General features: G+C 71.5%; 26 protein-coding genes and 1 pseudogene. 23 read left to right on the top strand and 4 right to left on the bottom strand.

All coding sequences use genetic code 11. From position 1 onward, the window contains the following. Nucleotides 1–52 precede the first annotated feature (52 nt). Complete coding sequence (locus ACH5AC_RS32605) at nucleotides 53–181, bottom strand: LPFR motif small protein (protein WP_398865876.1); 129 nt, start codon at nucleotides 179–181, stop codon at nucleotides 53–55. A gap of 100 nt (nucleotides 182–281) precedes the next feature. On the opposite strand from ACH5AC_RS32605, the pseudogene ACH5AC_RS32610 reads away from it, so the two are divergent. Then, nucleotides 282–365 (top strand): annotated as a pseudogene (locus ACH5AC_RS32610) (DJ-1/PfpI family protein); the annotation flags it as partial. Here the strand turns inward: ACH5AC_RS32610 and ACH5AC_RS32615 are convergent. Next, the gene (locus ACH5AC_RS32615; RefSeq protein WP_398865877.1) at nucleotides 361–1,122 is read right to left on the bottom strand and encodes an enoyl-CoA hydratase/isomerase family protein; all 762 of its coding nucleotides are present in this window, start codon (nucleotides 1,120–1,122) and stop codon (nucleotides 361–363) included. The pseudogene ACH5AC_RS32610 and the gene ACH5AC_RS32615 sit on opposite strands and share 5 nt — an antisense overlap. Before the next feature lie 131 nt (nucleotides 1,123–1,253). Here ACH5AC_RS32615 and ACH5AC_RS32620 point away from each other — a divergent pair, with 131 nt between their 5' ends. Both ACH5AC_RS32620 and ACH5AC_RS32625 read left to right on the top strand, forming a co-directional pair. Beyond that, the gene (locus ACH5AC_RS32620) at nucleotides 1,254–1,886 is read left to right on the top strand and encodes an HdeD family acid-resistance protein (protein WP_398865878.1); all 633 of its coding nucleotides are present in this window, start codon (nucleotides 1,254–1,256) and stop codon (nucleotides 1,884–1,886) included. 193 nt (nucleotides 1,887–2,079) lie between these two features. Continuing rightward, nucleotides 2,080–2,598 (top strand): ATP-binding protein, encoded by a 519-nt coding sequence (locus ACH5AC_RS32625; RefSeq protein WP_398865983.1) that lies wholly within the window; start codon nucleotides 2,080–2,082, stop codon nucleotides 2,596–2,598. A gap of 6 nt (nucleotides 2,599–2,604) precedes the next feature. On the opposite strand, the gene idi is transcribed toward ACH5AC_RS32625, so the two are convergent. Next, nucleotides 2,605–3,198 carry an isopentenyl-diphosphate Delta-isomerase gene (gene idi, locus ACH5AC_RS32630; protein ID WP_398865879.1) on the bottom strand — a complete coding sequence of 198 codons (594 nt, stop codon included), beginning with the start codon at nucleotides 3,196–3,198 and terminating at the stop codon, nucleotides 2,605–2,607. A gap of 184 nt (nucleotides 3,199–3,382) precedes the next feature. Beyond that, nucleotides 3,383–4,324, bottom strand: coding sequence for a cation diffusion facilitator family transporter (locus tag ACH5AC_RS32635; RefSeq protein WP_398865880.1), 942 nt, complete (start codon nucleotides 4,322–4,324; stop codon nucleotides 3,383–3,385). Nucleotides 4,325–4,726: 402 nt separating this feature from the next. On the opposite strand from ACH5AC_RS32635, the gene ACH5AC_RS32640 reads away from it, so the two are divergent. The 20 genes from ACH5AC_RS32640 to ACH5AC_RS32735 all read left to right on the top strand — a co-directional run bounded on the left by ACH5AC_RS32640 (nucleotide 4,727) and on the right by ACH5AC_RS32735 (nucleotide 26,131). Then, nucleotides 4,727–6,748, top strand: coding sequence for a DUF5941 domain-containing protein (locus tag ACH5AC_RS32640; protein WP_398865984.1), 2,022 nt, complete (start codon nucleotides 4,727–4,729; stop codon nucleotides 6,746–6,748). Continuing rightward, nucleotides 6,745–7,497: a sugar phosphate nucleotidyltransferase gene (locus ACH5AC_RS32645; protein ID WP_398865881.1), complete on the top strand. Its 753-nt coding sequence runs from the start codon at nucleotides 6,745–6,747 to the stop codon at nucleotides 7,495–7,497. The genes ACH5AC_RS32640 and ACH5AC_RS32645 overlap by 4 nt, the downstream gene beginning before the upstream one ends. Further along, nucleotides 7,485–8,546, top strand: coding sequence for an iron-containing alcohol dehydrogenase family protein (locus tag ACH5AC_RS32650; RefSeq protein WP_398865882.1), 1,062 nt, complete (start codon nucleotides 7,485–7,487; stop codon nucleotides 8,544–8,546). The genes ACH5AC_RS32645 and ACH5AC_RS32650 overlap by 13 nt, the downstream gene beginning before the upstream one ends. Next, nucleotides 8,524–9,303, top strand: a complete 780-nt coding sequence (locus ACH5AC_RS32655) for a CDP-alcohol phosphatidyltransferase family protein (protein ID WP_398865883.1) — start codon at nucleotides 8,524–8,526, stop codon at nucleotides 9,301–9,303. The genes ACH5AC_RS32650 and ACH5AC_RS32655 overlap by 23 nt, the downstream gene beginning before the upstream one ends. A 5-nt stretch (nucleotides 9,304–9,308) precedes the next feature. Further along, nucleotides 9,309–10,181, top strand: coding sequence for a glycosyltransferase family 2 protein (locus ACH5AC_RS32660; RefSeq protein ID WP_398865985.1), 873 nt, complete (start codon nucleotides 9,309–9,311; stop codon nucleotides 10,179–10,181). A 142-nt stretch (nucleotides 10,182–10,323) separates the two neighbouring features. Further along, nucleotides 10,324–11,220 carry an ABC transporter permease gene (locus ACH5AC_RS32665; RefSeq protein WP_398865885.1) on the top strand — a complete coding sequence of 299 codons (897 nt, stop codon included), beginning with the start codon at nucleotides 10,324–10,326 and terminating at the stop codon, nucleotides 11,218–11,220. Continuing rightward, nucleotides 11,213–11,992 carry an ABC transporter ATP-binding protein gene (locus ACH5AC_RS32670; protein WP_398865886.1) on the top strand — a complete coding sequence of 260 codons (780 nt, stop codon included), beginning with the start codon at nucleotides 11,213–11,215 and terminating at the stop codon, nucleotides 11,990–11,992. The genes ACH5AC_RS32665 and ACH5AC_RS32670 overlap by 8 nt, the downstream gene beginning before the upstream one ends. Before the next feature lie 368 nt (nucleotides 11,993–12,360). Beyond that, on the top strand, nucleotides 12,361–13,263 hold the full coding sequence (gene hpnC, locus ACH5AC_RS32675) for a squalene synthase HpnC (protein ID WP_398865887.1): 903 nt from the start codon (nucleotides 12,361–12,363) through the stop codon (nucleotides 13,261–13,263). Beyond that, a complete protein-coding gene (gene hpnD, locus ACH5AC_RS32680) occupies nucleotides 13,260–14,210 on the top strand; it encodes a presqualene diphosphate synthase HpnD (RefSeq protein ID WP_398865888.1) in 951 nt (316 codons plus the stop codon). Before hpnC ends, hpnD begins: the two co-directional genes overlap by 4 nt. After that, nucleotides 14,210–14,362 carry a DUF6380 family protein gene (locus ACH5AC_RS32685; RefSeq protein WP_398865889.1) on the top strand — a complete coding sequence of 51 codons (153 nt, stop codon included), beginning with the start codon at nucleotides 14,210–14,212 and terminating at the stop codon, nucleotides 14,360–14,362. The genes hpnD and ACH5AC_RS32685 overlap by 1 nt, the downstream gene beginning before the upstream one ends. Then, nucleotides 14,359–15,774: a hydroxysqualene dehydroxylase HpnE gene (hpnE, locus tag ACH5AC_RS32690; RefSeq protein ID WP_398865890.1), complete on the top strand. Its 1,416-nt coding sequence runs from the start codon at nucleotides 14,359–14,361 to the stop codon at nucleotides 15,772–15,774. The genes ACH5AC_RS32685 and hpnE overlap by 4 nt, the downstream gene beginning before the upstream one ends. Then, nucleotides 15,771–16,901, top strand: coding sequence for a polyprenyl synthetase family protein (locus tag ACH5AC_RS32695; RefSeq protein WP_398865891.1), 1,131 nt, complete (start codon nucleotides 15,771–15,773; stop codon nucleotides 16,899–16,901). The genes hpnE and ACH5AC_RS32695 overlap by 4 nt, the downstream gene beginning before the upstream one ends. A gap of 115 nt (nucleotides 16,902–17,016) precedes the next feature. Further along, nucleotides 17,017–19,086, top strand: coding sequence for a squalene--hopene cyclase (gene shc / locus ACH5AC_RS32700; protein ID WP_398865892.1), 2,070 nt, complete (start codon nucleotides 17,017–17,019; stop codon nucleotides 19,084–19,086). Continuing rightward, complete coding sequence (locus tag ACH5AC_RS32705) at nucleotides 19,086–19,730, top strand: 1-hydroxy-2-methyl-2-butenyl 4-diphosphate reductase (RefSeq protein ID WP_398865893.1); 645 nt, start codon at nucleotides 19,086–19,088, stop codon at nucleotides 19,728–19,730. The genes shc and ACH5AC_RS32705 overlap by 1 nt, the downstream gene beginning before the upstream one ends. Nucleotides 19,731–19,735: 5 nt before the next feature. After that, entirely contained in the window at nucleotides 19,736–20,758 is a 1,023-nt protein-coding gene (gene hpnH / locus ACH5AC_RS32710) for an adenosyl-hopene transferase HpnH (RefSeq protein WP_398865894.1), read from the top strand. Nucleotides 20,759–20,762: 4 nt separating this feature from the next. Further along, entirely contained in the window at nucleotides 20,763–21,878 is a 1,116-nt protein-coding gene (gene ispG, locus ACH5AC_RS32715; protein WP_398865895.1) for a flavodoxin-dependent (E)-4-hydroxy-3-methylbut-2-enyl-diphosphate synthase, read from the top strand. A gap of 38 nt (nucleotides 21,879–21,916) precedes the next feature. Next, the gene (gene dxs, locus ACH5AC_RS32720) at nucleotides 21,917–23,932 is read left to right on the top strand and encodes a 1-deoxy-D-xylulose-5-phosphate synthase (protein WP_398865896.1); all 2,016 of its coding nucleotides are present in this window, start codon (nucleotides 21,917–21,919) and stop codon (nucleotides 23,930–23,932) included. Next, on the top strand, nucleotides 23,929–25,314 hold the full coding sequence (locus ACH5AC_RS32725; protein ID WP_398865897.1) for an aspartate aminotransferase family protein: 1,386 nt from the start codon (nucleotides 23,929–23,931) through the stop codon (nucleotides 25,312–25,314). Before dxs ends, ACH5AC_RS32725 begins: the two co-directional genes overlap by 4 nt. Before the next feature lie 74 nt (nucleotides 25,315–25,388). Continuing rightward, on the top strand, nucleotides 25,389–26,012 hold the full coding sequence (locus ACH5AC_RS32730) for a helix-turn-helix domain-containing protein (protein WP_398865898.1): 624 nt from the start codon (nucleotides 25,389–25,391) through the stop codon (nucleotides 26,010–26,012). Further along, nucleotides 26,009–26,131: a DUF6126 family protein gene (locus ACH5AC_RS32735; RefSeq protein ID WP_398865899.1), complete on the top strand. Its 123-nt coding sequence runs from the start codon at nucleotides 26,009–26,011 to the stop codon at nucleotides 26,129–26,131. Before ACH5AC_RS32730 ends, ACH5AC_RS32735 begins: the two co-directional genes overlap by 4 nt. Nucleotides 26,132–26,136 lie beyond the last annotated feature (5 nt).

Consider the following 26,136-nt stretch of genomic DNA (forward strand, 5'->3'; position numbering starts at 1 on the left):
ATCGGGGATCGGGGCGCGGACCTGACCAGGACCGGGCGGAACGCGCCCGCGGTCAGGCGCGGCGCCGTGTGCCGCCCGAGCCGCCGCCCAGCAGCCGGGCCAGCGCCCTGAAGGGCAACGTCACCACCGTCGCCACCGCACCACCGATCTGCCGCAGCACATCTCCGATCGCCCGGAACATGGCACACCCCTTCTCCGACGGACTCCGTACGCGCGTGCGAGTACCGTGCCGCCCGCCTCTCATGCGTCCGCGCCCCCCGGCAGGAAGGGCGGGAAGCACCCCCTTGCCGCTCTACGACGCCGGCTCCCCGCGGAAGGCGCCCGCGCACCTCGTCGAGGATTTCCGCACCAGGAGCCGTGTCATCCCGATGCAGGCCCGGACACGGTCCAGCCGAAGCGCGGCGCCCGGCGCTCCAGGAACGCGGCGACGCCCTCCGCGGTGTCGCCGCTGCCGCGCGCCTGCTCGCTCCAGTGGGCGTCGCGGTCCGTGCGGCCGTTCGCGAACTCCTTCGCCGCGGCCTGGGTGAGCTGCGAGCGCGACACCAGGATCCGGGTGAACTCCGCGACCCGCTTGGCCAGTTCGCCCTCGGGCAGCACCTCGTCGACCAGCCCCGTCCGCAGGGCCCGCCGTGCGTCGATCAACTCGCCGGAGAACAGCAGGTACTTGGCGGTCGCCGGGCCGACCAGTGCCACCAGCCGCCGGGTGGCCGACGACGGGTACACGATCCCGAGCTTCGCCGGTGTCACTCCGAACAGCGCGCCCTCCTCGGCGAACCGCAGATCGCAGGCGGCCGCCAACTGCGCCCCGCCGCCCACGCAGTGCCCCCGGACCGCCGCCAGCGTCGGCTTGGGGAAGGCGGCCAGCGCCTCCTCGGCCCGTGCGGCCAGCCGCTGCGCCTCCTCGGGCGACCCGCGCAGTGTGGAGATGTCGGCGCCCGCGCAGAACGTGCCGCCCTCCCCGGCCAGTACCAGCGCCCGCACACCCGGATCGGTGGCGAGCGCATCCAGCAGCGGCGGCAGTGCCGCCCACATCGCGGCCGTCATGGCGTTCCGCTTGGCCGGATGGTGGATGACGACGGTGGCGACCGAGTCGGTGACGCCGTGCAGCAGCTGGGGCTCCATGGGCCGGATGCTAACCGCCCGGCCGCGTGAGTGATCACGGCGGCCGAGCCGATGAGCGTTACATCACTCGGGGTAAACGGGATAGAGGGGATTCAGAGAACAAAAGCAGCGAAGGTCCACGGAGGCGCCCCATGACCAGGTCCAGTCGGCCCCAGGAGGAGACGGCGAAGCTCAGGCGCGGCTTCGGCTGGCTCGCCGCGCTCGGGGTGATCCTGGTCGTCGCGGGACTCGTCGGCCTCGTCTACACCGGTGTCGCCACGCTCACCTCGATGCTCCTGTTCGGCTGGCTGCTGCTGATCGGCGGCGTGGTCGGTCTGCTGCACGCGATCCAGGCGCGCGGCACCAACTTCTTCTGGCTCGGGGTCATCGTCGCCGCCCTGAACCTGGCCGCCGGTGTGGTGATCATCCGCAAGCCCGACGAGGCCGCCGCCGCGCTCACCATGTTCGCCGCCCTGCTGTTCCTGTCCGCCGGCCTGTTCCGGCTGGTCGGCAGCCTGGTGGTGCGCGGACCGCAGTTCGGCTGGACCCTGCTCCTCGGCGTCTTCGACCTGCTGCTCGGCATCCTGGTGCTGGGGAACTGGCCGAGCAGCAGCCAGTACGTCATCGGCACCTTCTTCTCCCTGGCCCTGCTCTTCGACGGCCTCGGTCTGGTCGCCACCGGCTTCGGCGGGCGGCGCATCGTCGGAATGGTCTCCGAGCGGCTCACCGGGGAAGGGGAGCAGGAGGCCGCGGACCGGGGGGACGAACCGGGCCAGGGGCCGTGAAACCCGTACAACCCGAAGAGTCGCGAAGTCGGCCCGGCCCGGACAGGAGCGGTCCCCGGTCCACCCGAACCGGGCGAGGGCGGTCGGAAGTGTTCGATAATCGCTGACTTCTGTTCAGTCGTCCGGGGTCGGGCGACCGGTTCCCAACACTCGACGTGTGGTGACAATCGAGCGCAAGGGTGGCGACCGGACGATGGAGAACCACGGGCGCGGGCCCGCCCCACGCCCAGAAGGCGGCGCAGGCACACCGTACGAGCCCGTCGGGGCACCGATGCCACAACCGCTGCCGTACGAGGGCGTCTGGCGGTTCACCGCCCCCGCCGTGGACGCCTCGGTGCCGCAGGCCCGGCACGCCGTACGGGACCTGCTGCACCGCCAGGGCGTCCCCGTCACGGACGACGTGGTGCAGGGGCTGCTGCTGATCGTCTCGGAGCTGGTGACCAACGCCGTCCGGCACGCGGCGCTGCTGTCGCCGATGCTCGCGGTGGAGGTGGCCGTCGGGGCCGAGTGGGTGCGGGTGTCCGTGGAGGACAACCACCCCTACCGCCCGACCGCCCTGGAGAACCCGCACAGCGCGACCGGGGGCCGGGGGCTGCTGCTGGTCCGGGAGGTCACCCGGGAGGCGGGCGGGGTGTGCGACGTGGAGCACACCGCGAGCGGCGGCAAGGTCATCTGGGCCGCGCTGCCGCTCGCCCCCGCCAGGCTCCCCTGACCGGGCTCACCAGCCCGCGGTGTCCCCGGTCAGCTCGCTGATCGCGGGCCGGGCCGCGTCCAGCACGGTCATGAACCAGGCGGAGAACGTGTCCTTCGCATGCCGCTCCGCCAGCTCGGCGGGTGTCACGAAGGCCGTGTCGCCGACCTCCTCCGGGTCCGGCCGCAGCGGGCCGCGCACCAGCCCGACGAAGAGGTGGTTGTACTCCTGCTCCACCAGGCCCGACTCCGGGTCCGGGTGGTTGTAGCGCACCGTGCCCGCCTCGGCCAGCAGCGCGGGGGACGCGCCCAGCTCCTCGAAGGTGCGCCGAGCGGCCGCCGCGAACGGGGCCTCACCGGGGTAGGGGTGACCACAGCAGGTGTTGGACCACACGCCGGGGGAGTGGTACTTGCCCAGCGCCCGCTGCTGCAGCAGCAGCCGGCCGCGCTCGTCGAAGAGGAACACCGAGAAGGCGCGGTGCAGCTGCCCCGGTGGCTGATGGGCGGCGAGCTTCTCCGCGGTGCCGATCGTCACGCCGTTCTCGTCGACCAGTTCCAGCAAAATCGCGTCCGCGGTGCCGTCCGACGAGCTGTGCGTCGCGGTGGCAGGTGTGATCGGCATACCCATCCTTAGCTTCGGTCCTCGCGACCCCAGTCTGCCGCACGAGCACGGCGCTTCCGCTGCTTCACGCCACCGGAAGGGGGGCCGGTGTGTGATCTTGCCCGGCCCGGCGGACGGGGAATCGTCCGGCGCGGGGTTGTGCGGGTGCACGGGCAGGGAGGGGCCAGGAGGGCACGGGACCGTCTCAGTGGCAGAGCCGCGCCTCGTGCTCCGCGTGGCCGCCGGGCTCCAGCTGGAAGGTGCAGTGCTCCACGTCGAAGTGGTCGCCCAGGCAGCCCTGCAGCTCGTGCAGCATCTTCTCGTGCCCTGTCGCGTTCAGGACGTCCGAGCGGACCACCACATGCGCGGACAGCACCGGCATGCCGGACGTGATCGTCCAGGCGTGCAGGTCGTGCACGTCCTCCACGCCGTCCAGGGCGAGTATGTGCGCCCGTACCTCGGCCATGTCGACGTCCTTGGGCGCCGCCTCCAGCAGCACGTCCAGCGTCTCCCGGAGCAGCCGTACGGTCCGCGGCACGATCATCAGGCCGATCACCAGCGAGGCGATCGGGTCGGCCGCCTGCCAGCCCGTGGTCAGGATCACCGCCGCCGAGATGATCACCGCCACCGAGCCCAGCGCGTCCGCCGCGACCTCCAGGAACGCCCCGCGCACGTTCAGGCTCTCCCGCTGGCCGCGCATCAGCAGGCCGAGCGAGACCATGTTCGCCGCCAGGCCGATCGCGCCGAACACGATCATCAGCCCGCCCTCGGTGCCGGCCGGCGTGAGGAACCGCTCGACCGCCTCGTACAGCACGTAGCCGCCCACCCCGAGCAGCAGCAGGCAGTTGGCGAGCGCGGCCAGGATCTCCGCGCGGGCGTAGCCGAAGGTGCGGCGGGCGCTCGCCGGGCGCGCCGCGAAGTGGATGGCGAGCAGTGCCATGCCCAGGCCCAGCGCGTCGGTCGCCATGTGCGCGGCGTCCGCGATCAGCGCCAGCGAGTCGGCGAGTACGCCGCCGACGATCTCGACGGCCATCACGGTGAGTGTGATGCCGAGCGCGATGCGCAGCCGGCCCCGGTAGGCGGCCGTCGCCGTGCCGCCGGCCGGGCCGTGCGCATGCGCGTGCCCGTGGTCGTGCCCAGCCCCCATGGGAAGCCGCCCTTTCTGGTCCGCCCGGTGTGTGATCGCGTGGTGTGCGGGCCCAGTGAACTACGGGTGGGGGGTATCCGGCAACGCGGCACTGAACACCGTTGTCATATGCTCTGACCAGCGCAAACGATCCGCAGGTCAGGGCACCCTCATCCGGATCCCGGGGGGTGTCGGGCGGACGGTTTGTGGGGGAGGCCGTCGATCACCGATGATGATCGCGGCGAAGCACGGTGCAGACGGCCTTGATCGGGCCTGAACGACCGGTGAACGACGGGTTCCCGGTATCCGATAGCCTCTGCCGACATGCCGCCCGCCGGGAGCCGCCCCAGGGGCGCCCCGCCATGCAGACGACCGGTGCGCACGCGCCGGGATCCCAGGGAGTGAGTTCGGTTGCCGACCGCCATCCTCACCGGTCAGCCGGTCCCCGGATCGTCGATCGAGTCGGACCTGCGGGGCCTCGGCTTCGACGTGCGGACCGCGGCCGGCCCGGCCGACACCGAGGCGCTCCTCGCCGCGGTGCCGGATGAGGAACGGGTCGCCGTCGTCGACGCCCGCTTCGTCGGCCACCCGCACGCGCTGCGCCTGGCACTCACCGACCCCCGCTTCCCGCTCGCCGCGATCCCCGGCGCAGTCACCGCCCAGCCGTCCGCCCGCCCGACCCTGCTCCGCGCGCTGACCACCCTCGCGAAGCCCGGCGACGGCCGGGGACAAGCGGACGAGCCCTCCACCGCCGACGCCCGCCTGACGGCCGACGAACCCCTCGCGGACGGCCGCCGCGAGCCGGGCCACCGGACCGCTGCCGCCGAGGGTGCTGTGTCGACGCACGGGGCGACCACCGTCGGGGACGGCACGTCGACCGACGGGACCGCCACCGCAGGCCCCGCGCCCGCCGGTCAGAGCACCGCGGTCACCGGTACCGGCACGGTCACCGCGCACCGGGACGCCGACGGCCTCGCCGACCGGGTCGTCACCGCCCTCGGCGCCGACGGCGCCGAGGTGTACCGGCCCCGGCTCGGCAGCCTCGTCGCCGTCGTCCCCGCCGATCCGCAGGCCCGCAACGAGGCACGGCAGGCCGTCGCCGCCGTCGACGACGAGGCCGTACGCCTGAAGTCGGCCGTGAAGTCCGGGGACGGCCTGTTCACCACCTACTGCGTCAGCCCGTACTCGCGCCACCTCGCCCGCTGGTGCGCCCGCCGCGGTCTGACCCCCAACCAGGTCACCACCGCCTCCCTGCTCACCGCCCTGATCGCGGCAGGCAGCGCGGCCACCGGCACCCGGGGCGGCTTCATCGCCTCCGGCGTCCTGCTGCTCCTCTCCTTCGTCCTCGACTGCACCGACGGCCAGCTGGCCCGCTACTCGCTGCGGTACTCCACGCTCGGCGCCTGGCTGGACGCCACCTTCGACCGGGCCAAGGAGTACGCCTTCTTCGCCGGCCTCGCCCTCGGCGCGGCCCGCGGCGGCGACGACGTATGGGCCCTCGCCCTCGCCGCGATGATCCTGCAGACCGGCCGCCACATGGTCGACTTCGCCTTCCACGAGGCCAACACCGGCGACCCGACCGCCACCGCCGCCCTCTCCGACAAGCTGGACAGTGCCGGCTGGACGGTCTGGGTGCGCCGGGTGATCGTCCTGCCCATCGGCGAACGCTGGGCCATGATCGCCGTCCTCACCGCCGTGGCGACGCCCCGCATCACGTTCTACGCGCTGCTCGTCGGCTCCGCCTTCGCGGCGCTCTACACGACGGCGGGGCGGGTGCTGCGCTCCATCCGGCGCAAGGTACCGCGCAGCGACCGCGCGGTACGCGCCCTGGGAGACCTGACGGACAACGGGCCGCTCGCCGCCGGCGCCGCCGCCCTGCTGGCGCGGCTGGGCAGCCGCACGCCGTTCGCGTCGTGGCTCTTCCTCGCGGTGTACAGCACCCTGCTGCTGATCGGCGCGGTGATCCAGCCCTACGGCTCGGTGTCGGTCGTCGTCGCGGCCCTGGTGTACGTGCTCTGTGCGGGAGGCTGCGGCAACCGCCCCCTGACGGGCCGCCTCGACTGGCTCGTCCCCCCGCTCTTCCGCGTCGTCGAGTACGGCACCATCCTCCTCCTCGCCGCCAAGGCCCACGTGAACGGAGCCCTGCCGGCGGCTTTCGGGCTGGTGGGGGCCGTCGCCTACCATCACTACGACACGGTGTACCGCATCCGCGGTGACGCCGGAGCGCCGCCGGCCTGGCTGGTGCGCGCCATCGGGGGGCAGGAAGGGCGGACGCTGCTCGTCACCGTCCTCGCCGCTCTGCTCACCGCCCCGCAGTTCAAGGTCGCGCTCACCGTTCTGGCCGTGGCCGTCGCCCTCGTGGTGCTCGTCGAGAGCATCCGTTTCTGGGTCGCCGCTCACCGGGCCGGCGCCCCAGCCGTACACGATGAAGGAGAACCCGCATGATCGGCCTCGTGCTGGCGGCCGGCGCCGGACGGCGTCTGCGCCCCTACACCGACACCCTGCCCAAGGCACTGGTACCGGTGGGGCCCGATGGTGCGGAGGACAGCCTCACGGTCCTCGACCTCACCCTCGGCAACTTCGCCGAGATCGGCCTGACCGAGGTCGGCGTGATCGTCGGCTACCGCAAGGAGGCCGTGTACGAGCGTCAGGCGGCCCTCGAGGAGGAGTACGGCCTCAAGCTGACCCTCATCGACAACGACAAGGCCGAGGAGTGGAACAACGCCTACTCCCTGTGGTGCGGCCGTGACGCCCTCAAGGACGGCGTGATCCTCGCCAACGGCGACACCGTCCACCCCGTCTCCGTCGAGAAGACGCTGCTGGCCGCCCGCGGCGACGGCAAGAGGATCATCCTCGCACTCGACACGGTGAAGAAGCTCGCCGACGAGGAGATGAAGGTCGTCGTCGACCCCGTCAAGGGCGTCCAGAAGATCACCAAGCTGATGGACCCCGCCGAGGCCACCGGCGAGTACATCGGGGTCACCCTCATCGAGGGCGACGCCGCCGAGGAGCTTGCCGACGCCCTGAAGACCACCTTCGAGCGCGACCCGCAGCTGTACTACGAGGACGGCTACCAGGAGCTCGTCAACCGCGGCTTCAAGGTCGACGTCGCCCCGATCGGTGACGTCAAGTGGGTCGAGATCGACAACCACGACGACCTCGCCAAGGGGCGTGAGATCGCGTGCCAGTACTGACCCGGCTGATCCCGTCGCCGGTCGTCGTGGACATCCGCCCGGGTGCCCTCGACGACCTGGCGGGCGTCCTGGCCGACGAGCGCATCTCGCACTCGGGCCGGCTCGCCATCGCCGTCAGCAACGGCTCGGGCGCCCGCCTGCGCGAGCGCCTCGCGCCCTCGCTGCCCGGAGCGACCTGGTACGAGGTCGGCGGCGGCACCCTCGACGACGCGATCCGGCTGGCCGGCGACGTCAAGAGCGGCCACTACGACGCCGTCGTAGGACTCGGCGGCGGAAAGATCATCGACTGCGCCAAGTTCGCCGCGGCGCGGGTCGGCCTGCCGCTGGTCGCCGTCGCCACCAACCTCGCGCACGACGGCCTGTGCTCTCCGGTCGCCACCCTCGACAACGACGCCGGCCGTGGCTCGTACGGTGTGCCGAACCCGATCGCGGTCGTCATCGACCTCAACGTGATCCGTGAGGCTCCTGTCCGTTTCGTCCGCTCCGGCATCGGCGACGTCATCTCGAACATCTCCGCCGTCGCGGACTGGGAGCTGTCCAACCGCGTCAACGGCGAGAAGATCGACGGCCTCGCCGCCGCCATGGCCCGCCAGGCCGGTGAAGCCGTGCTGCGGCACCCGGGCGGCGCCGGCGACGACGGCTTCCTCCAGGTCCTCGCCGAGTCGCTGGTCCTCACCGGTATCGCCATGTCCGTGTCGGGCGACTCCCGCCCGTCCTCCGGCGCCTGCCACGAGATCAACCACGCCTTCGACCTGCTGTTCCCCAAGCGTGCCGCCGCCCACGGCGAGCAGTGCGGCCTCGGCGCCGCCTTCGCGATGTACCTGCGCGGGGCCAAGGAGGAGTCGGCGTACATGGCCGAGGTCCTGCGCCGGCACGGGCTTCCGGTGCTGCCGCAGGAGATCGGCTTCACCGTGGACGAGTTCGTCCGGGTGGTGGAGTACGCCCCCGAGACCCGGCCCGGCCGCTACACGATCCTCGAACACCTCGCGCTCACAACCGAACAGATCAAGGACGTCTACGCCGACTATGTCAAGGCCATCGGTAGCTGAACTCCGCCCGGTCGTCCACCCCGCCGGGGTGAAGGACCGGCGCAGCGGCGAGCACTGGATGGGACGCCTCTACATGCGTGAGGTGTCCCTGCGGGTCGACCGCTACCTGGTCAACACCCGGGTCACGCCCAACCAGCTGACGTATCTGATGACCGTCTGCGGTGTGCTCGCCGCACCGGCCCTGCTGGTGCCGGGGATCTGGGGCGCCGTGCTCGGCGTGGTGATGGTCCAGCTGTATCTGCTGCTGGACTGCGTCGACGGGGAGATCGCCCGCTGGCGCCGGCAGTACTCGCTGGGCGGGGTCTACCTCGACCGGGTCGGTGCCTATCTGACCGACGCCGCGGTCCTGGTCGGGCTCGGGCTGCGCGCCGCCGACCTGTGGGGACCCGGGCGGATCGACTGGCTGTGGGCCTTCCTCGGCACGCTGGCCGCGCTCGGCGCGATCCTCATCAAGGCCGAGACCGACCTGGTCGGTGTGGCCCGGCACCAGGGCGGGCTGCCGCCGGTGAAGGAGTCCGCGTCCGAGCCGCGCTCCTCCGGCATGGCACTGGCCCGGCGGGCCGCCGCCGCGCTGAAGTTCCACCGGCTGATCCTCGGGATCGAGGCGTCCCTGCTGATCCTGGTCCTGGCGATCGTGGACGCGAGCCGCGGCGACCTGTTCTTCACCCGCCTCGGCACCGCCGTACTCGCCGGGATCGCCCTGCTGCAGACCGTGCTGCACCTGGTGTCGATCCTCGTGTCGAGCAGGCTGAGGTGACCGGCATGAAGGTCGGCGCGGTGATCATCACCATGGGCAACCGCCCCGAAGAGCTGCGCGCCCTGCTCGACTCGGTCGCCAAGCAGGACGGCGACCCGGTCGAGGTGGTCGTCGTCGGCAACGGCTCGCCCGTGCCCGACGTGCCCGCCGGGGTGCGCACCGTCGAACTGCCGGAGAACCTCGGTATCCCCGGCGGGCGCAACGTCGGCATCGAGGCGTTCGGGCCCAGCGGCCGGGACGTCGACATACTGATGTTCCTCGACGACGACGGCCTGCTGGCGCAGCACGACACCGCCGAGCTGTGCCGGCGGGCCTTCGCGGAGGACCCGGCGCTCGGCATCGTGAGCTTCCGCATCGCCGACCCGGACACCGGCGTCACCCAGCGCCGCCACGTGCCCCGGCTGCGCGCCTCGGACCCGATGCGCTCCTCCCGGGTCACCACCTTCCTCGGCGGCGCCAACGCCGTACGGACGAAGGTCTTCGCGGAGGTCGGCGGGCTGCCGGACGAGTTCTTCTACGCGCACGAGGAGACCGACCTCGCCTGGCGGGCCCTCGACGCCGGCTGGCTGATCGACTACCGGTCCGACATGGTGCTGTACCACCCGACGACCGCGCCCTCCCGGCACGCGGTCTACCACCGCATGGTGGCCCGCAACCGGGTCTGGCTGGCCCGCCGCAACCTGCCCGCCCCCCTGGTCCCCGTCTATCTCGGGGTGTGGCTGCTGCTCACCCTGGTGCGCCGCCCCTCCGGGCCCGCGCTCAAGGCGTGGTTCGGCGGTTTCCGGGAAGGCTGGTCCGCGCCCTGCGGACCTCGCCGGCCCATGAAGTGGCGTACGGTGTGGCGGCTGACCCGACTGGGCCGGCCCCCGGTGATCTGACAAGCTCGTCCCTCAAGGGCACTCCGGGCCGTAACCCCCCGCTCCGGTGTGTGCCCGGCACCCTTCCGGCCGTGCAGACCGAAGACGAAAGTTTCCACTTGTGAGTGAGAGAAGCCATGACGGCGGTGACGGCGGTGTTCTCGTGACTGCGCCTCCGTCACCCGACGAGGGCCTGACGGCGGCGCAGCTCGCCGCCGAGCACGGGCTGGCCGTGAGCGGCGCCAGGCCCTCCCTGCGGGAGTACGTCCGCCAGCTCTGGGGCCGGCGCCACTTCATCCTCGCCTTCTCCTCGGCGAAGCTGACCGCCCAGTACAGCCAGGCGAAGCTCGGCCAGCTGTGGCAGGTGGCCACACCCCTGCTGAACGCGGCCGTCTACTTCATGATCTTCGCCCTGATCCTGGAGGCCGACCGCGGGATGAAGAAGGAGGTCTACATCCCGTTCCTGGTGACGGGCATCTTCGTCTTCACCTTCACCCAGAGCTCGGTGATGAGCGGCGTACGGGCGATCTCCGGCAACCTGGGCCTGGTGCGCGCCCTGCACTTCCCGCGCGCCTCCCTGCCGATCTCCTTCGCCATCCAGCAGCTCCAGCAGCTGCTGTACTCGATGATCGTGCTGATCGTCATCGTGATCGGCTTCGGCAGCTACCCCTCGGCCTCCTGGGCGCTCATCCTCCCGGTGCTCCTCCTGCAGTTCCTCTTCAACACCGGCCTGGCCCTGATCTTCGCCCGGGCCGGGGCGAAGACCCCGGACCTCGCCCAGCTGATGCCGTTCGTGATGCGCACCTGGATGTACGCGTCCGGCGTGATGTTCTCCATCCCGATCATGCTGGAGGGCAAGCCGCAGTGGATCGCGGACGTCCTGCAGTGGAACCCGGCCGCGGTCTACATGGACCTGATGCGCTTCGCGATGATCGACGGCTACGGCTCCGAGAACCTCCCCGACCATGTGTGGGCGGTCGCCGGTGGCTGGGCGCTGCTCTTCGCGGTCGGCGGGTTCGTGTACTTCTGGCAGGCGGAGGAGAGGTACGGCCGTGGCTGAATCCACGCCCGAGCGGCGCATTCCGACCGTGATCGCCGACGACGTCCACATCGTCTACCGGGTCAACGGCGCCAAGACCGGCAAGGGCAGCGCCACCGCCGCGCTGAGCCGCATGATGCGGCGCGGCGAGGAGCGCGGGGTGCGCAAGGTGCACGCCGTGCGCGGTGTGACCTTCACCGCCTACCGCGGCGAGGCCATCGGCCTGATCGGCTCCAACGGCTCCGGCAAGTCCACCCTGCTGCGCGCCATCGCCGGCCTGCTGCCGCCCGAGAGCGGCAAGGTCTACACCGACGGCCAGCCCTCGCTGCTCGGCGTCAACGCGGCCCTGATGAACGACCTCACCGGCGAGCGCAACGTCATCCTCGGCGGTCTGGCGATGGGCATGTCCCGGGAGCAGATCAAGGAGCGCTACCAGGACATCGTCGACTTCTCCGGCATCAACGAGAAGGGCGACTTCATCTCGCTGCCGATGCGTACCTACTCCTCCGGCATGCAGGCGCGGCTGCGCTTCTCCATCGCCGCCGCCAAGGACCACGACGTCCTCATGATCGACGAGGCGCTGGCCACCGGCGACCGCAAGTTCCAGGTGCGCTCCGAGGAGCGGATCCGCGAGCTGCGTCAGCAGGCCGGCACGGTGTTCCTGGTCAGCCACAGCAACAAGTCCATCCGGGACACCTGCAACCGGGTGCTGTGGCTGGAACACGGAGTGCTGCGCCTGGACGGTCCGACCGACGAGGTCCTCAAGGAGTACGAGAAGTTCACGGGCAGGTAGTCCGAGCTCGTCCGCGGCGCCGGGGCCCTGCCGGAACTGTCCGGCGGGGCCCCGCGTCTGCAAAGGAAACGTCAACTCCCGCCGGGCGCAGAAATCCTGACGCCAATCGGTGTGTTGTTGTGATGTGCGGGACACCCCCCGGATCCGAGACGCGTTGTACAACGTAAGCTGTACCGGTCCCGAAACGCGTCAAGTGGGGCGATATTGCGCGACACCTCCAGTCAGGGCTGCCGCGCGGGCGGCCGGGCGGCGTGTCCGAAATAGTGTGTATTGGGTCGGCGGTGTAGAACGGGAGATGTGACGGCAATGGCTACGGAAACTCCCCAGCTCAACGCAGCATGTGCCGTCCCTGCCCCGGGCAGCGAACGATGACCCGAACCACCGCGCCGTACAGCGGCGACCCCGAGCGCGGCACGCTCGACAAGGCCGCGCACGAGAACTTCCCCGTGGCCCCCTTCTTCCTGCCCCGCCCCTGGCGCGACGACCTCATGGCGGTCTACGGCTTCGCCCGCCTCGTCGACGACATCGGTGACGGCGATCTCGCCTCCGGCGGCGCCGATGCCCGGCTGCTCGGCGTGTCGCACGCCGAGGCCGACGACCGGCTGGTGCTGCTCGACGCCTTCGAGGCCGACCTGCGCCGCGTCTTCGACGGCACCCCGCGCCACCCCCTGCTGCGCCGGCTGCAGCCCACCGTCCGCCGCTGCTCGCTCACCCCCGAACCCTTCCTCGGGCTGATCGCCGCCAACCGCCAGGACCAGCTGGTCAGGCGCTACGAGACCTACGACGACCTGCTGGCCTACTGCGAGCTGTCCGCCAACCCGGTCGGCCGTCTCGTCCTCGCCGTCACCGGCACCGCCAGCCCCGAGCGGATCCGCCGCTCCGACGCCGTCTGCACCGCCCTGCAGATCGTCGAACACCTCCAGGACGTGTCCGAGGACCTCGGCCGCGACCGCATCTACCTGCCCGCCACGGACATGAAGCGCTTTCACGTCCAGGAGGCGGATCTCGCCACGACGACCGCGGGCGCGTCGGTGCGCGCGCTGATCGCGTACGAGGCCCAACGCGCCCGCGACCTCCTGAATGAAGGCGCCCCCCTGGTGGGTAGCGTCACCGGCAGGCTGAGGCTGCTGCTCGCAGGGTTCGTGGCGGGAGGAAGGGCGGCGATCCACGCGATCGCCGCCGCCGAGTACGACGTTCTTCCCGGCCCGCCCAAGCCAGGCAAGCTCCGGCTGCTGCGCGAGGTGGGCGTGACTCTGCGAGGAGAGGGGTGATCCGGACCGTGGAGTCTCCGCCACCCGCGTCCGCACCGGTAATCGCCGCCTACAGCTACTGCGAGGCCGTCACCGGGCAGCAGGCCCGTAACTTCGCGTACGGCATCAGGCTGCTGCCCACGCCCAAGCGCCGCGCGATCTCGGCGCTGTACGCCTTCTCCCGGCGCGTCGACGACATCGGCGACGGCGAGCTGGCCGGCGACGTCAAGATCGCGCGCCTGGAGGACACCCGGGCGCTGCTCGGCAGAGTCCGCGCCGGCGAGGTCGACGAGGACGACACCGATCCCGTCGCGGTCGCCCTCGCCCATGCCTCCCGGGCCTTCCCGATCCCGCTGAAGGGCCTCGACGAGCTGATCGACGGCGTCCTGATGGACGTCCGCGGCGAGACCTACGAGACCTGGGACGACCTGAGGGCGTACTGCCGCTGCGTGGCCGGAGCCATCGGCCGGCTCTCGCTCGGAGTGTTCGGCACGGAACCGGGGGCGCGTGGTGCCGAGCGCGCACCGGAGTACGCCGACACCCTCGGTCTGGCGCTCCAGCTCACCAACATCCTGCGGGACGTGCGCGAGGACGCCGTCGGCGGGCGGACCTATCTGCCCGCCGACGACCTCGCCAAGTTCGGCTGCTCGGCCGGGTTCGACGGGCCGACGCCACCGGAGGGCTCCGACTTCGTGGGCCTCGTGCACTTCGAGGTGCGACGGGCCCGCGCCCTCTTCGCCGAGGGCTACCGGCTCCTTCCGCTGCTCGACCGGCGCAGCGGCGCCTGTGTCGCCGCCATGGCCGGGATCTACCGCCGGCTGCTGGACCGGATCGAGCGCGACCCGGAGGCCGTGCTGCGCGGCCGGGTCTCGCTGCCCGGCCGGGAGAAGGCGTACGTCGCCGTACGCGGACTGTCGGGCCTGGACACCCGCCATGTGTCCCGGCAGGCGCCGAGGAGGCGGGGCTGATGGGCGCCACGGGTGACGCAGTGGACCAAGGTGACGCAGCCGGCGAACAGCGGCACGCAACCCTCCGGTGCGGCGCGGCGTCCCTGAGGGCGACCACCGTTCGTGCAGGCTTCAAGCACCACGGTGGGCACGCAGGGGAGGACGCGCGATGAGCGACGGCACACAGCCGACGGAGGCACCGGCGGGCTCCGTACGGGACGCCGTCGTGGTCGGCGGCGGGCTCGCCGGGATCACCGCGGCGCTCGCCCTCGCCGACGCGGGCGTCCGCGTCACCCTGCTCGAGGGCCGGCCGAGGCTCGGCGGCCTCGCCTTCTCCTTCCAGCGCGGCGACCTCACCGTCGACAACGGCCAGCACGTCTATCTGCGCTGCTGCACCGCCTACCGCTGGTTCCTCGACCGCATCGAGGGCAGCGCGCTGGCACCGCTGCAGGACCGTCTCGACGTGCCCGTCGTCGACGTCGCCCGGCCCGAGGGCCGACGGCTCGGCAGACTGCGGCGCGACGCGCTGCCCGTCCCCCTCCACCTCGGGCGCAGCCTCGCCGCCTATCCGCATCTCTCACTCGCCGAACGCGCCAGGGTCGGCCGGGCCGCGCTCGCACTCAAGGGCCTCGACCTCGCCGATCCGACCCTGGACGCACAGGACTTCGGCAGCTGGCTGACCACGCACGGTCAGTCCGCGCGTGCCGTCGAGGCCCTGTGGGACCTGGTCGGGGTCGCCACCCTCAACGCGGTCGCGGGCGACGCCTCCCTGGGGCTCGCCGCGATGGTGTTCAAGACCGGGCTGCTGTCCGACCCGGGCGCGGCCGACATCGGCTGGGCGCGCGTCCCCCTGGGCGAACTGCACGACCGGCTGGCCCGCGAGGCGCTCGACTCCGCGGGCGTACGCACCGAGACCCGCACACGCGTCACCTCCCTCTCCACTGACGACAACGGCACGTGGCGGGTCCGGGTCCCCGGCGAGACGCTCCGCGCCGACGCGGTCGTCCTCGCCGTACCCCAGCGCGAGACGTACGACCTGCTCCCCGACGGCGCGCTCGACGCCCCCGAGCGGCTCCTCGACATCGGCACCGCGCCGATCCTCAACGTGCACGTCGTCTACGACCGCAAGGTCCTCGGGGCCCCCTTCATCGCCGCGCTCGGCACCCCCGTGCAGTGGGTCTTCGACCGCACCGACGCCTCCGGGCTGCGCACCGGCCAATACCTGGCGCTGTCGCAGTCGGCCGCGCAGGACGAGATCGACGCGCCCGTCGCCGCCCTGCGCGAGCGCTATCTGCCCGAACTCCAGCGGCTGCTGCCCCGCGCGCGCGGCGCCGAGGTGACGGACTTCTTCGTGACCCGGGAGCGCACGGCGACGTTCGCTCCCGCCCCCGGCGTCGGACGGCTCAGGCCCGGCGCCCGCACCAAGGCCCCCGGCCTGTACCTGGCCGGAGCGTGGACCGCCACAGGGTGGCCCGCGACCATGGAGAGTGCGGTCCGCAGCGGTGTGAGTGCGGCCGAGGCCGCCCTCGGCGCCCTGGGCCGGTCCCGTGACCGTCTCCCGGACTTCTTCGGGGAGGCTGCGTGAGGACCGAGCCGCACGGGACCGACCCCCGCACCTCCGGCACCGCAACAAGAGGAGAAACTGTGCCCACTGTGCCCCCGGCCTCCACGGCTGCCGACGCGGTGGACGTGTCCGCGCTCCTGGAGCGCGGCCGGACCCTGGCCACACCGGTGCTGCGGGCGGCCGTCGACCGCCTGGCACCGCCCATGGACACGGTCGCCGCCTACCACTTCGGGTGGATCGACGCCCAGGGCCACCCCACGTCCGGCGACGGCGGCAAGGCCGTGCGCCCCGCACTGGCCGTGCTGTCCGCGGAGGTCACCGGGGCCGCGCCGGAGACCGGCGTCCCCGGCGCGGTCGCCGTCGAACTGGTCCACAACTTCTCACTCCTGCACGACGACCTGATGGACGGCGACGAGCAGCGCCGCCACCGCGACACGGTCTGGAAGGTGCACGGCCCCGCCCAGGCCATCCTGGTCGGCGACGCCCTGTTCGCGCTGGCCTACGACGTGCTGCTGGAATCCGGCTCGGTCGAGGCCGGGCGCGCCGCCCGCCGGCTGACCACCGCCACCCGCGCCCTGATCGACGGTCAGGCCCAGGACATCTCCTACGAGCACCGCGACCGCGTCACCGTGGAGGAGTGCCTGGAGATGGAGGGCAACAAGACCGGCGCCCTGCTGGCCTGCGCCTCCTCCATCGGCGCGGTTCTCGGCGGCGCCGACGAGCGCACCGCCGACGTCCTGGAGCGGTACGGCCACCACCTCGGCCTCGCCTTCCAGGCCGTCGACGACATCCTCGGCATCTGGGGGGACCCGGAGGCCACCGGCAAGCAGACCTGGAGCGACCTGCGCCAGCGCAAGAAGTCCCTGCCGGTCGTGGCCGCGCTCGCGGCGGGCGGCCCGGCCTCCGAACGGCTCGGCGAGATGCTCGCCGCCGACGCCAAGAGCAGCGACGTCGAGCACTTCTCCGAGGAGGAGTTCGCGGCCCGCGCCCGCCTCATCGAGGAGGCGGGGGGCCGCGAGTGGACCGCCGCGGAAGCGCGCCGTCAGCACACCATCGCCATCGAAGCCCTCGACGCCGTCGACATGCCCGAACAGGTCCGGGCGCGGTTCACGGCGCTCGCCGACTTCGTCGTCGTACGAAAGAGATGATCACTATCGGTCGAATAGCCCTCGCGTAGTCGCCGGCCGGTGCCGCGGGAAGAACGCACCGGCCGACGGCGGACCCACAGCAGCAGGACTCACACGACTGCACGAAGGGGAAGCCATGACAGCGACGACCGACGGAAGCACCGGGGCGGCCCTCCCGCCCCGCGCTGCCTCGGCCAGCGACACCGACATCACCACCCCCGACGCGGCCGGGCTGCAAGAAGCCGCCCGGAGCGCGATGACCCGCGCTACCGACCACCTGCTGTCCCGGCAGGACGCCCAGGGCTGGTGGAAGGGCGACCTGGAGACCAACGTCACCATGGACGCCGAGGACCTGCTGCTCCGTCAGTTCCTGGGCATCCGCGACGAGTCGACGACCCGGGCGGCAGCCCTCTTCATCCGCGGCGAGCAGCGTGACGACGGCGCCTGGGCCACCTTCTACGGCGGACCGGGCGACCTGTCCGCCACCATCGAGGCATACGTCGCCCTGCGCCTGGCCGGTGACGCACCCGACGCCCCGCACATGGCGCGGGCGTCCGCCTGGATCCGGGCCCGGGGCGGCATCGCCGCCGCGCGCGTCTTCACCCGGATCTGGCTCGCCCTGTTCGGCTGGTGGAAATGGGAGGACCTGCCCGAACTGCCGCCCGAACTCATCTACTTCCCGAAGTGGTTCCCGCTCGGCATCTACAACTTCGGCTGCTGGGCCCGGCAGACCATCGTGCCGCTCACCGTCGTCTCCGCCAAACGCCCGGTGCGCCCGGCGCCGTTCGCGCTCGACGAGCTGCACACCGACCCGGCCCGCCCCAGCCCGCCCAGGCCCCTGGCACCCGCGACGACCTGGGACGGCCTCTTCCAGCGGCTCGACAAGGTCGTCCGCGGCTACCGCAGGGTCGCGGTGCGGTCGCTGCGCAGGTCGGCCCTGAACTCCGCCGCTCGCTGGATCGTCGAGCGGCAGGAGAACGACGGCTGCTGGGGCGGCATCCAGCCGCCGGCCGTGTACTCGATCATCGCGTTGCACCTGCTCGGCTACGACCTCGACCACCCCGTGATGCGCGCCGGGTTGGAGTCCCTGGACCGCTACGCCGTCTGGCGTGAGGACGGGGCCCGGATGGTCGAGGCGTGCCAGTCCCCGGTGTGGGACACCTGCCTGGCCACCATCGCGCTCGCCGACGCCGGCCTCCCCGCCGACCATCCGCAGCTGGTCAAGGCCGCCGACTGGATGCTCGGCGAGCAGATCGTCCGGCCCGGCGACTGGTCCGTGCGCCGACCTCAACTCCCGCCGGGCGGCTGGGCGTTCGAGTTCCACAACGACAACTACCCCGACATCGACGACACCGCCGAGGTCGTCCTCGCCCTGCGCCGGGTCCGGCACCACGACCCCGAGCGGGTGGAGAACGCCATCGCGCGCGGGGTGCGCTGGAACCTCGGCATGCAGTCCAGGAACGGCGCCTGGGGCGCGTTCGACGTCGACAACACCAGCCCGTTCCCCAACCGGCTGCCGTTCTGCGACTTCGGCGAGGTCATCGACCCGCCGTCGGCCGATGTGACCGCGCACGTGGTGGAGATGCTCGCCGTCGAGGGCTACAGCCACGACCCGCGCACCCGCCGGGGCATCGACTGGCTGCTCGCCGAACAGGAACCGGACGGCTCCTGGTTCGGGCGCTGGGGCGTCAACTACATCTACGGCACCGGGTCGGTGGTGCCCGCGCTGGCCGCCGCCGGGCTGCCCGCCCAGCACCCCGCGATCCGGCGGGCGGTGGCCTGGCTGGAGCGCGTACAGAACGACGACGGCGGCTGGGGCGAGGACCTGCGCTCCTACCAGAACTCCACCCAGTGGAGCGGCCGGGGCGCCTCCACGGCCTCGCAGACCGCCTGGGCGCTGCTCGCGCTGCTGGCCGCGGGTGAGCGGGACTCCAAGGCCGTCGAGCGTGGCGTCCAGTGGCTGGCCGACACCCAGCGGCCGGACGGCACCTGGGACGAGCCCTACTTCACGGGTACGGGCTTCCCCTGGGACTTCTCCATCAACTACCACCTGTACCGGCAGGTGTTCCCGCTCACCGCGCTCGGCCGGTACGTCCACGGAGAGCCGTTCGCGCAGAAGGGCGCCGGTGAGGCGGTCCCGGCGAAGGGCGTTCCGGCGGAGGCGGTTTCCGTCGAGGCCGTCACCGTCGAGGTCAAGGGGAGCTGATGAGTCCGCAGTCCGCCCCGGTCCCGCCGCTGCTGATCGCCTGCGCACTCGGCATCGAGCAACTGGCGTTGCGCACCGGCGACCGCTACGGGGCCGGCGGGCCCGTCACCGTCCTGCGCACGGGCATGGGCCCCAAGGCGGCCGAGCGCTCCGTCACCCGGCTCCTGGGCGACCCGGCGCTGACCGGTGCGGCGGTGCTCGCCACCGGCTTCTGCGCGGGCCTCGCCCCCGGGATGCACCCCGGCGACCTGGTGGTCGCCGAGGAGACCCGGGACCCGCGCGGCACCGTGCCGTGCGTGAGCACCGAACTGCTCGTCAAGGAACTCGTGCGCACCCTGCCCGGGCGGACCGTCCACACCGGCCCGCTCACCGGCTCCGACCACGTGGTGCGCGGACCCGAACGGTCCGATCTGCTCGCCACCGGCGCGATCGCCGTGGACATGGAGTCGGCGGCCACGCTCCTGAGCGCCGTATCCGCAGGCGAGCGCCCCGTTGCGGCCGTCCGGGTGGTCGTGGACGCTCCAGAACATGAACTCGTCCGGATCGGCACGTTGCGCGGTGGAATATCGGCCTTCCGCGTTCTCCGTTCCGTTCTGCCTACTTTCTTTGAATGGCACCGTAATGTGCTGCTCCCCCGGAGGTGAGCCCGATGGCCATGCCGCTGCGTCAGTCCATCAAGGTCGCTACTTACCTGGCCGAACAGAAGCTCCGCAGGCGTGACAAGTTCCCGCTGATCGTCGAACTCGAACCGCTCTTCGCCTGCAATCTGAAGTGCGAGGGCTGCGGCAAGATCCAGCACCCGGCGGGAGTGCTGAAGCAGCGCATGCCCGTCGCGCAGGCCGTGGGCGCGGTCCTGGAGTCCGGTGCGCCGATGGTGTCCATCGCGGGCGGCGAGCCGCTGATGCACCCTCAGATCGACGAGATCGTCCGCCAGTTGGTGGCCAGAAGGAAGTACGTCTTCCTGTGCACCAACGCCATACTGCTGCGCAAGAAGATGGACAAGTTCACCCCCTCCCCGTACTTCGCCTTCGCCGTGCACATCGACGGACTGCGTGAGCGGCACGACGAGTCGGTGGCGAAGGAGGGCGTGTTCGACGAGGCGGTGGCGGCCATCAAGGAGGCCAAGCGGCGCGGCTTCCGGGTGACCACCAACTCGACCTTCTTCAACACCGACACCCCGCAGACCATCATCGAGGTGCTCAACTTCCTCAACGACGACCTCAAGGTCGACGAGATGATGATCTCGCCCGCCTACGCCTACGAGAAGGCGCCCGACCAGGAGCACTTCCTCGGCGTGGAGCAGACCCGCGAGCTGTTCAGGAAGGCGTTCGCGGGCGGCAACCGCAGGAAGTGGCGGCTCAACCACTCGCCGCTCTTCCTGGATTTCCTCGAGGGCAAGGTCGACTTCCCCTGCACGGCCTGGGCGATCCCCAACTACTCGCTCTTCGGCTGGCAGCGGCCCTGCTACCTGATGAGCGACGGCTACGTGCCGACGTACCGCGAGCTGGTCGAGGACACCGACTGGGACAAGTACGGCCGCGGCAAGGACCCGCGCTGCGCCAACTGCATGGCGCACTGCGGCTACGAACCCACCGCGGTCCTGGCCACCATGGGCTCGCTGAAGGAGTCCCTGCGGGCGATGCGTGAGACCGTCAACGGCAATCGGGAGTGACCGCATGACCGCCGTTTCCCTGGGTGTCCCCGAGGTGCCCGTCCGGCCGATCGCCGCGCGCCGCCCGTCGCGGCGGATCCAGGTCGGGCCGGTGCCGGTCGGGGGTGGCGCCCCGGTATCGGTGCAGTCGATGACCACGACGCGCACCTCCGACATCGGCGCGACGCTCCAGCAGATCGCCGAACTCACCGCGTCCGGCTGCCAGATCGCGCGCGTCGCCTGCCCCACGCAGGACGACGCGGACGCTCTGGCGACCATCGCGCGGAAGTCCCGGATCCCGGTGATCGCCGACATCCACTTCCAGCCCAAGTACGTGTTCGCCGCGATCGAGGCGGGCTGCGCGGCGGTGCGGGTGAACCCGGGCAACATCAAGAAGTTCGACGACCAGGTGCGCGCCATCGCACGCGCCGCGAAGGACCACGGCACGCCGATCCGCATCGGGGTGAACGCCGGCTCCCTGGACCGGCGCCTGCTGCAGAAGTACGGCAAGGCGACGCCGGAGGCCCTCGTCGAGTCCGCCCTCTGGGAGGCGTCGCTCTTCGAGGAGCACGACTTCCGGGACATCAAGATCTCGGTGAAGCACAACGACCCGGTCGTGATGGTCGAGGCGTACAGGCAGCTCGCCGAACAGTGCGACTACCCGCTCCACCTGGGGGTCACGGAGGCGGGTCCGGCCTTCCAGGGCACCATCAAGTCGGCGGTGGCCTTCGGCGCACTGCTCTCACGCGGCATCGGGGACACGATCCGGGTGTCGCTGAGCGCCCCGCCCGCCGAGGAGATCAAGGTCGGCATCCAGATCCTGGAGTCGCTCGGCCTGAGGCAGCGGCGCCTGGAGATCGTCTCCTGCCCGTCCTGCGGGCGCGCCCAGGTCGACGTCTACAAGCTGGCCGAGGAGGTCACGGCCGGCCTGGACGGCATGGAGGTGCCGCTGCGCGTCGCGGTGATGGGCTGTGTCGTCAACGGGCCCGGCGAGGCCCGCGAGGCCGACCTCGGCGTCGCCTCCGGCAACGGCAAGGGCCAGATCTTCGTCAAGGGCGAGGTCGTCAAGACCGTCCCCGAGTCGAAGATCGTGGAGACCCTCATCGAGGAGGCCCTGAGGATCGCGGAGCAGACGAAGTGAGTTGAGACACAAGGCACGGACCGAGAGGGGGCCCGAGCGTGACCATTCTGGAGAACATCCGGGGACCACGCGACCTGAAGGCGCTGTCCGAGGCGGAACTTCGCGAACTGTCCGAAGAGATCAGGGAGTTCCTGGTGCATGCGGTGGCCAGGACCGGCGGCCATCTGGGGCCCAATCTGGGGGTGGTGGAACTCACCGTCGCCCTCCACCGGGTCTTCGAGTCACCGGTCGACCGCATCCTCTGGGACACCGGCCACCAGAGCTACGTGCACAAGCTTCTGACGGGACGTCAGGACTTCTCCAAACTGCGCGGCAAGGGCGGCCTGTCCGGCTATCCCTCGCGTGAGGAGTCCGAGCACGACGTCATCGAGAACAGCCACGCCTCCACCGCCCTCGGCTGGGCCGACGGGCTCGCCAAGGCCCGACGGGTGCAGGGGCGGAAGGGGCACGTCGTCGCGGTCATCGGCGACGGCGCGCTCACCGGCGGCATGGCCTGGGAGGCGCTGAACAACATCGCGGCCGCCAAGGACCGGCCACTGATCATCGTCGTCAACGACAACGAGCGCTCGTACGCCCCCACCATCGGCGGCCTGGCCAACCACCTGGCCACCCTGCGCACCACCGACGGCTACGAGAAGGTCCTCGCCTGGGGCAAGGATGTCCTGCAGCGCACGCCCGTCGTCGGCAACACCGTCTACGAGGCCCTGCACGGCGCCAAGAAGGGCTTCAAGGACGCCTTCGCCCCGCAGGGGCTGTTCGAGGACCTGGGGCTGAAGTACGTCGGCCCGATCGACGGCCACGACATCAGGGCCGTCGAGTCCGCGCTGCGGCGCGCCAAGCGCTTCCACGGGCCGGTCCTGGTGCACTGTCTCACCGAGAAGGGCCGGGGCTACGAGCCCGCCCTCGCTCACGAGGAGGACCACTTCCACACCGTCGGCGTGATGGACCCGCTGACCTGCGAACCGCTCAGCCCGTCCAACGGCCCCTCCTGGACGGCGGTGTTCGGGGAGGAGATCGTGCGGATCGGGGAGGAGCGGGAGGACGTCGTGGCGATCACGGCGGCCATGCTGCACCCGGTCGGCCTCGGCAGGTTCGCGGAGCGGTTCCCCGACCGGGTGTGGGACGTCGGGATCGCCGAGCAGCACGCGGCCGTGTCGGCGGCCGGACTCGCCACGGGGGGACTGCACCCCGTCGTCGCCGTCTACGCCACCTTCCTCAACCGTGCCTTCGACCAGTTGCTGATGGACGTGGCCCTGCACCGCTGCGGGGTGACCTTCGTCCTGGACCGGGCCGGCGTGACGGGTGTCGACGGGGCCTCCCACAACGGCATGTGGGACCTGTCGGTCCTCCAGGTCGTGCCCGGCCTCAGGATCGCCGCGCCGCGCGACGCGGACCAGTTGCGGCTGCAGCTGCGGGAGGCGGTGGCCGTCGACGACGCGCCGACGATGCTCCGGTTCCCGAAGGAGTCGGTGGGGCCGTCGATCGAGGCGCTCGACCGGGTCGGGGGGATGGATGTGCTGCACCGCGCGGAACGGCCCGAGGTGCTGCTGGTGGCGGTGGGCGTGATGGCGCCGGTGTGTCTCCAGGCCACGGAGCTGCTGGAGGCGCGGGGGATCGGGTGCACGGTCGTCGACCCGCGCTGGGTCAAGCCGGTCGACGCGGCGTTGCCGGGGCTTGCCGCGAGGCATCGGCTGGTGGCCGTCGTGGAGGACAACAGCCGGGCGGGCGGTGTCGGTTCCGCGGTGGCGCTCACGCTCGGGGACGCGGATGTCGACGTACCTGTACGTCGGTTCGGGATTCCGGAGCAGTTCTTGGCGCATGCCAAGCGGGGTGAGGTGCTGGCCGATATCGGGCTGACGCCGGTGGAGATCGCGGGGCGGGTCAGTGCGAGTCTCGCGGTGCGGGACGCCGGGTCTGGTACTGCCGCTGAGGGTGGTCGGCCGTCTGCGGCTGCGTCCGGGCTGGTCGCGCCCCGCGGTGGAGCCGCTTACGGATGCAGCCCCGTGCCCCTTTCCGGCGCCGACGCGGACGCTTCTTTCAAGGAGAGGGAATGACCAGCGAGTTCGAGCTCGGTGCGTTGTTGGGCGCGCGTGGGAATGAGCGGTACGAGCTGCACAGCAGATATCTGAACCCGCAGCTGCCGCGGATGTTGCACACCATCGGGTTCGACAAGGTGTACGAGCGGGCTGAGGGGGCCTACTTCTGGGACGCCGAGGGGAACGACTATCTCGACATGCTGGCCGGGTTCGGGGTGATGGGGCTCGGGCGGCATCATCCGGTGGTGCGCAAGGCGCTGCACGATGTGCTCGACCTGGGGCTCGCCGACCTGACCCGGTTCGACTGCCAGCCGCTGCCCGGGCTGCTCGCGGAGCAGCTGCTCGGGCACAGTCCGCACCTGGACCGGGTGTTCTTCGGCAACAGCGGTACGGAGGCGGTCGAGACCGCGCTGAAGTTCGCCCGGTACGTCACCGGGAGGCCGAGGATCCTCTACTGCGACCACGCCTTCCACGGGCTGACCACGGGCTCGCTGTCCGTCAACGGCGAGACCGGCTTCCGGGACGGCTTCGCGCCCCTGCTGCCCGACACCGCCGTCCCGCTCGGTGATCTCGACGCGCTGGCCCGGGAGGTGAAGAAGGGCGACGTGGCCGCGCTGATCGTCGAGCCGATCCAGGGCAAGGGGGTGCACGAGGCCCCGCCCGGCTATCTGCGGGCCGCGCAGGAGCTGCTGCACCGGCACAAGGCGCTGCTGATCGCCGACGAGGTGCAGACCGGGCTGGGCCGCACCGGCGACTTCTACGCCTATCAGCACGAGGACGGTGTCGAGCCGGACCTGGTGTGTGTGGCCAAGGCGCTCTCCGGCGGCTATGTGCCGGTGGGTGCCACCCTCGGCCGGGACTGGATCTTCAAGAAGGTCTACTCGTCGATGGACCGGGTGCTGGTCCACTCGGCGAGCTTCGGGTCCAACGCGCAGGCGATGGCGGCGGGGCTCGCCGTGCTGACGGTGATGGAGAACGACCAGATCGTCGCCAACGTACGGGCCACCGGGGAACTGCTGAGGTCCCGGCTCGCCGCACTGACCGAGAAGTACGAGCTGCTCGCCGACGTGCGCGGCCGGGGCCTGATGATCGGCATCGAGTTCGACCGGCCCAGGTCGCTGAAGCTGCGCAGCCGGTGGGCGATGCTCCAGGCGGCGCGCAAGGGCCTGTTCGCGCAGATGGTCGTCGTCCCGCTGCTGCAACGGCACCGGATCCTCACCCAGGTCTCGGGCGACCATCTGGAAGTGATCAAACTGATTCCGCCGCTGATCATCGGCGAACAGGAGGTGGACCGCTTCGTCGACGCCTTCACCGAGGTCATGGACGACGCCCACAGCGGTGGCGGACTGATGTGGGACTTCGGCAAGACGCTGATCAAGCAGGCGGTCGCCCACAGGTGACCAGGCGGCCCGGGAGTTTTTGCCTCTGAGGCAAGGAATTTGCCGCAGAGGCAAAGCTCGGGCTGAATGGAGGCATGAGCCCCGCCGAGACGGAACCCCCGGTGGAACCCGAGGGTGCCCTGCCCGTCGTCGCGCCGCAACTGCGCGCCCTGCGCCGCCGCGCCGCCCTCACCCTGGAGGCCGCGGCCCGCGCCGCCTCCTTGTCGCCCGCGCATCTGTCCCGGCTGGAGACCGGGCAGCGGCAACCGTCGCTGCCGATGCTGCTCTCTCTCGCCCGCGTCTACGGTACGACCGTGTCCGAGCTGCTCGGCGAGACGGTCGCCGACCGGGACGCCGTCGTCCACGCCGCCGACATGGAGCCCACCGCGGCCGGCGGCTGGACGTACTGGCAGGCCGGCGCGTCCGGCCGCGGGATGCAGGCCCTTCGGGTGCACGTCCCGCACGGCGCGCAGGGCGACATCGTGCGCGTGCACCCCGGCGAGGAGTGGCTCTACGTCCTCAAGGGCCGGCTCTCGCTGCGGCTCGGGGACACCACGCACCGGCTCGCGCCCGGCGACAGCGCGCACTTCGACTCCCTGACCCCGCACCGCATCGCCGCGCTGGACGCGGACGGTGTGGAGCTGCTGTTCGTCCACACCCTGCTGCAGAGCCCGACGGCCGCCCTGTGCCTCGGCCCCACCCAAGGAGAGACGCCATGAGCGAGCTCGAGGAGAGATTTCCCCGTTCCCTGTGGATCCGGCTGATCATCTACATCGCCGTGGGGCACCTCTTCGCCGCCTTCATCTGGCTGCTCTTCGAGGTCGGCGCCAACCAGTGAGCCCG

Origin of the sequence: Streptomyces sp. NPDC018693, assembly GCF_044391385.1 — a bacterium.
In the GTDB taxonomy this organism is placed as follows: Bacteria; Actinomycetota; Actinomycetes; order Streptomycetales; family Streptomycetaceae; genus Streptomyces.

What these genes read in the sequence shown, in the direction of transcription:
- ACH5AC_RS32605 (WP_398865876.1), bottom strand. Translation starts at nt 181, where the DNA reads ATGTTCCGGGCGATCGGAGATGTGCTGCGGCAGATCGGTGGTGCGGTG.
- ACH5AC_RS32615 (WP_398865877.1), bottom strand. Translation starts at nt 1,122, where the DNA reads ATGGAGCCCCAGCTGCTGCACGGCGTCACCGACTCGGTCGCCACCGTC.
- ACH5AC_RS32620 (WP_398865878.1), top strand. Translation starts at nt 1,254, where the DNA reads ATGACCAGGTCCAGTCGGCCCCAGGAGGAGACGGCGAAGCTCAGGCGC.
- ACH5AC_RS32625 (WP_398865983.1), top strand. Translation starts at nt 2,080, where the DNA reads ATGGAGAACCACGGGCGCGGGCCCGCCCCACGCCCAGAAGGCGGCGCA.
- idi (WP_398865879.1), bottom strand. Translation starts at nt 3,198, where the DNA reads ATGCCGATCACACCTGCCACCGCGACGCACAGCTCGTCGGACGGCACC.
- ACH5AC_RS32635 (WP_398865880.1), bottom strand. Translation starts at nt 4,324, where the DNA reads ATGGGGGCTGGGCACGACCACGGGCACGCGCATGCGCACGGCCCGGCC.
- ACH5AC_RS32645 (WP_398865881.1), top strand. Translation starts at nt 6,745, where the DNA reads ATGATCGGCCTCGTGCTGGCGGCCGGCGCCGGACGGCGTCTGCGCCCC.
- ACH5AC_RS32655 (WP_398865883.1), top strand. Translation starts at nt 8,524, where the DNA reads ATGTCAAGGCCATCGGTAGCTGAACTCCGCCCGGTCGTCCACCCCGCC.
- ACH5AC_RS32660 (WP_398865985.1), top strand. Translation starts at nt 9,309, where the DNA reads ATGAAGGTCGGCGCGGTGATCATCACCATGGGCAACCGCCCCGAAGAG.
- hpnC (WP_398865887.1), top strand. Translation starts at nt 12,361, where the DNA reads ATGACCCGAACCACCGCGCCGTACAGCGGCGACCCCGAGCGCGGCACG.
- ACH5AC_RS32685 (WP_398865889.1), top strand. Translation starts at nt 14,210, where the DNA reads ATGGGCGCCACGGGTGACGCAGTGGACCAAGGTGACGCAGCCGGCGAA.
- hpnE (WP_398865890.1), top strand. Translation starts at nt 14,359, where the DNA reads ATGAGCGACGGCACACAGCCGACGGAGGCACCGGCGGGCTCCGTACGG.
- shc (WP_398865892.1), top strand. Translation starts at nt 17,017, where the DNA reads ATGACAGCGACGACCGACGGAAGCACCGGGGCGGCCCTCCCGCCCCGC.
- ACH5AC_RS32705 (WP_398865893.1), top strand. Translation starts at nt 19,086, where the DNA reads ATGAGTCCGCAGTCCGCCCCGGTCCCGCCGCTGCTGATCGCCTGCGCA.
- hpnH (WP_398865894.1), top strand. Translation starts at nt 19,736, where the DNA reads ATGGCCATGCCGCTGCGTCAGTCCATCAAGGTCGCTACTTACCTGGCC.
- ispG (WP_398865895.1), top strand. Translation starts at nt 20,763, where the DNA reads ATGACCGCCGTTTCCCTGGGTGTCCCCGAGGTGCCCGTCCGGCCGATC.
- ACH5AC_RS32725 (WP_398865897.1), top strand. Translation starts at nt 23,929, where the DNA reads ATGACCAGCGAGTTCGAGCTCGGTGCGTTGTTGGGCGCGCGTGGGAAT.
- ACH5AC_RS32730 (WP_398865898.1), top strand. Translation starts at nt 25,389, where the DNA reads ATGAGCCCCGCCGAGACGGAACCCCCGGTGGAACCCGAGGGTGCCCTG.
- ACH5AC_RS32735 (WP_398865899.1), top strand. Translation starts at nt 26,009, where the DNA reads ATGAGCGAGCTCGAGGAGAGATTTCCCCGTTCCCTGTGGATCCGGCTG.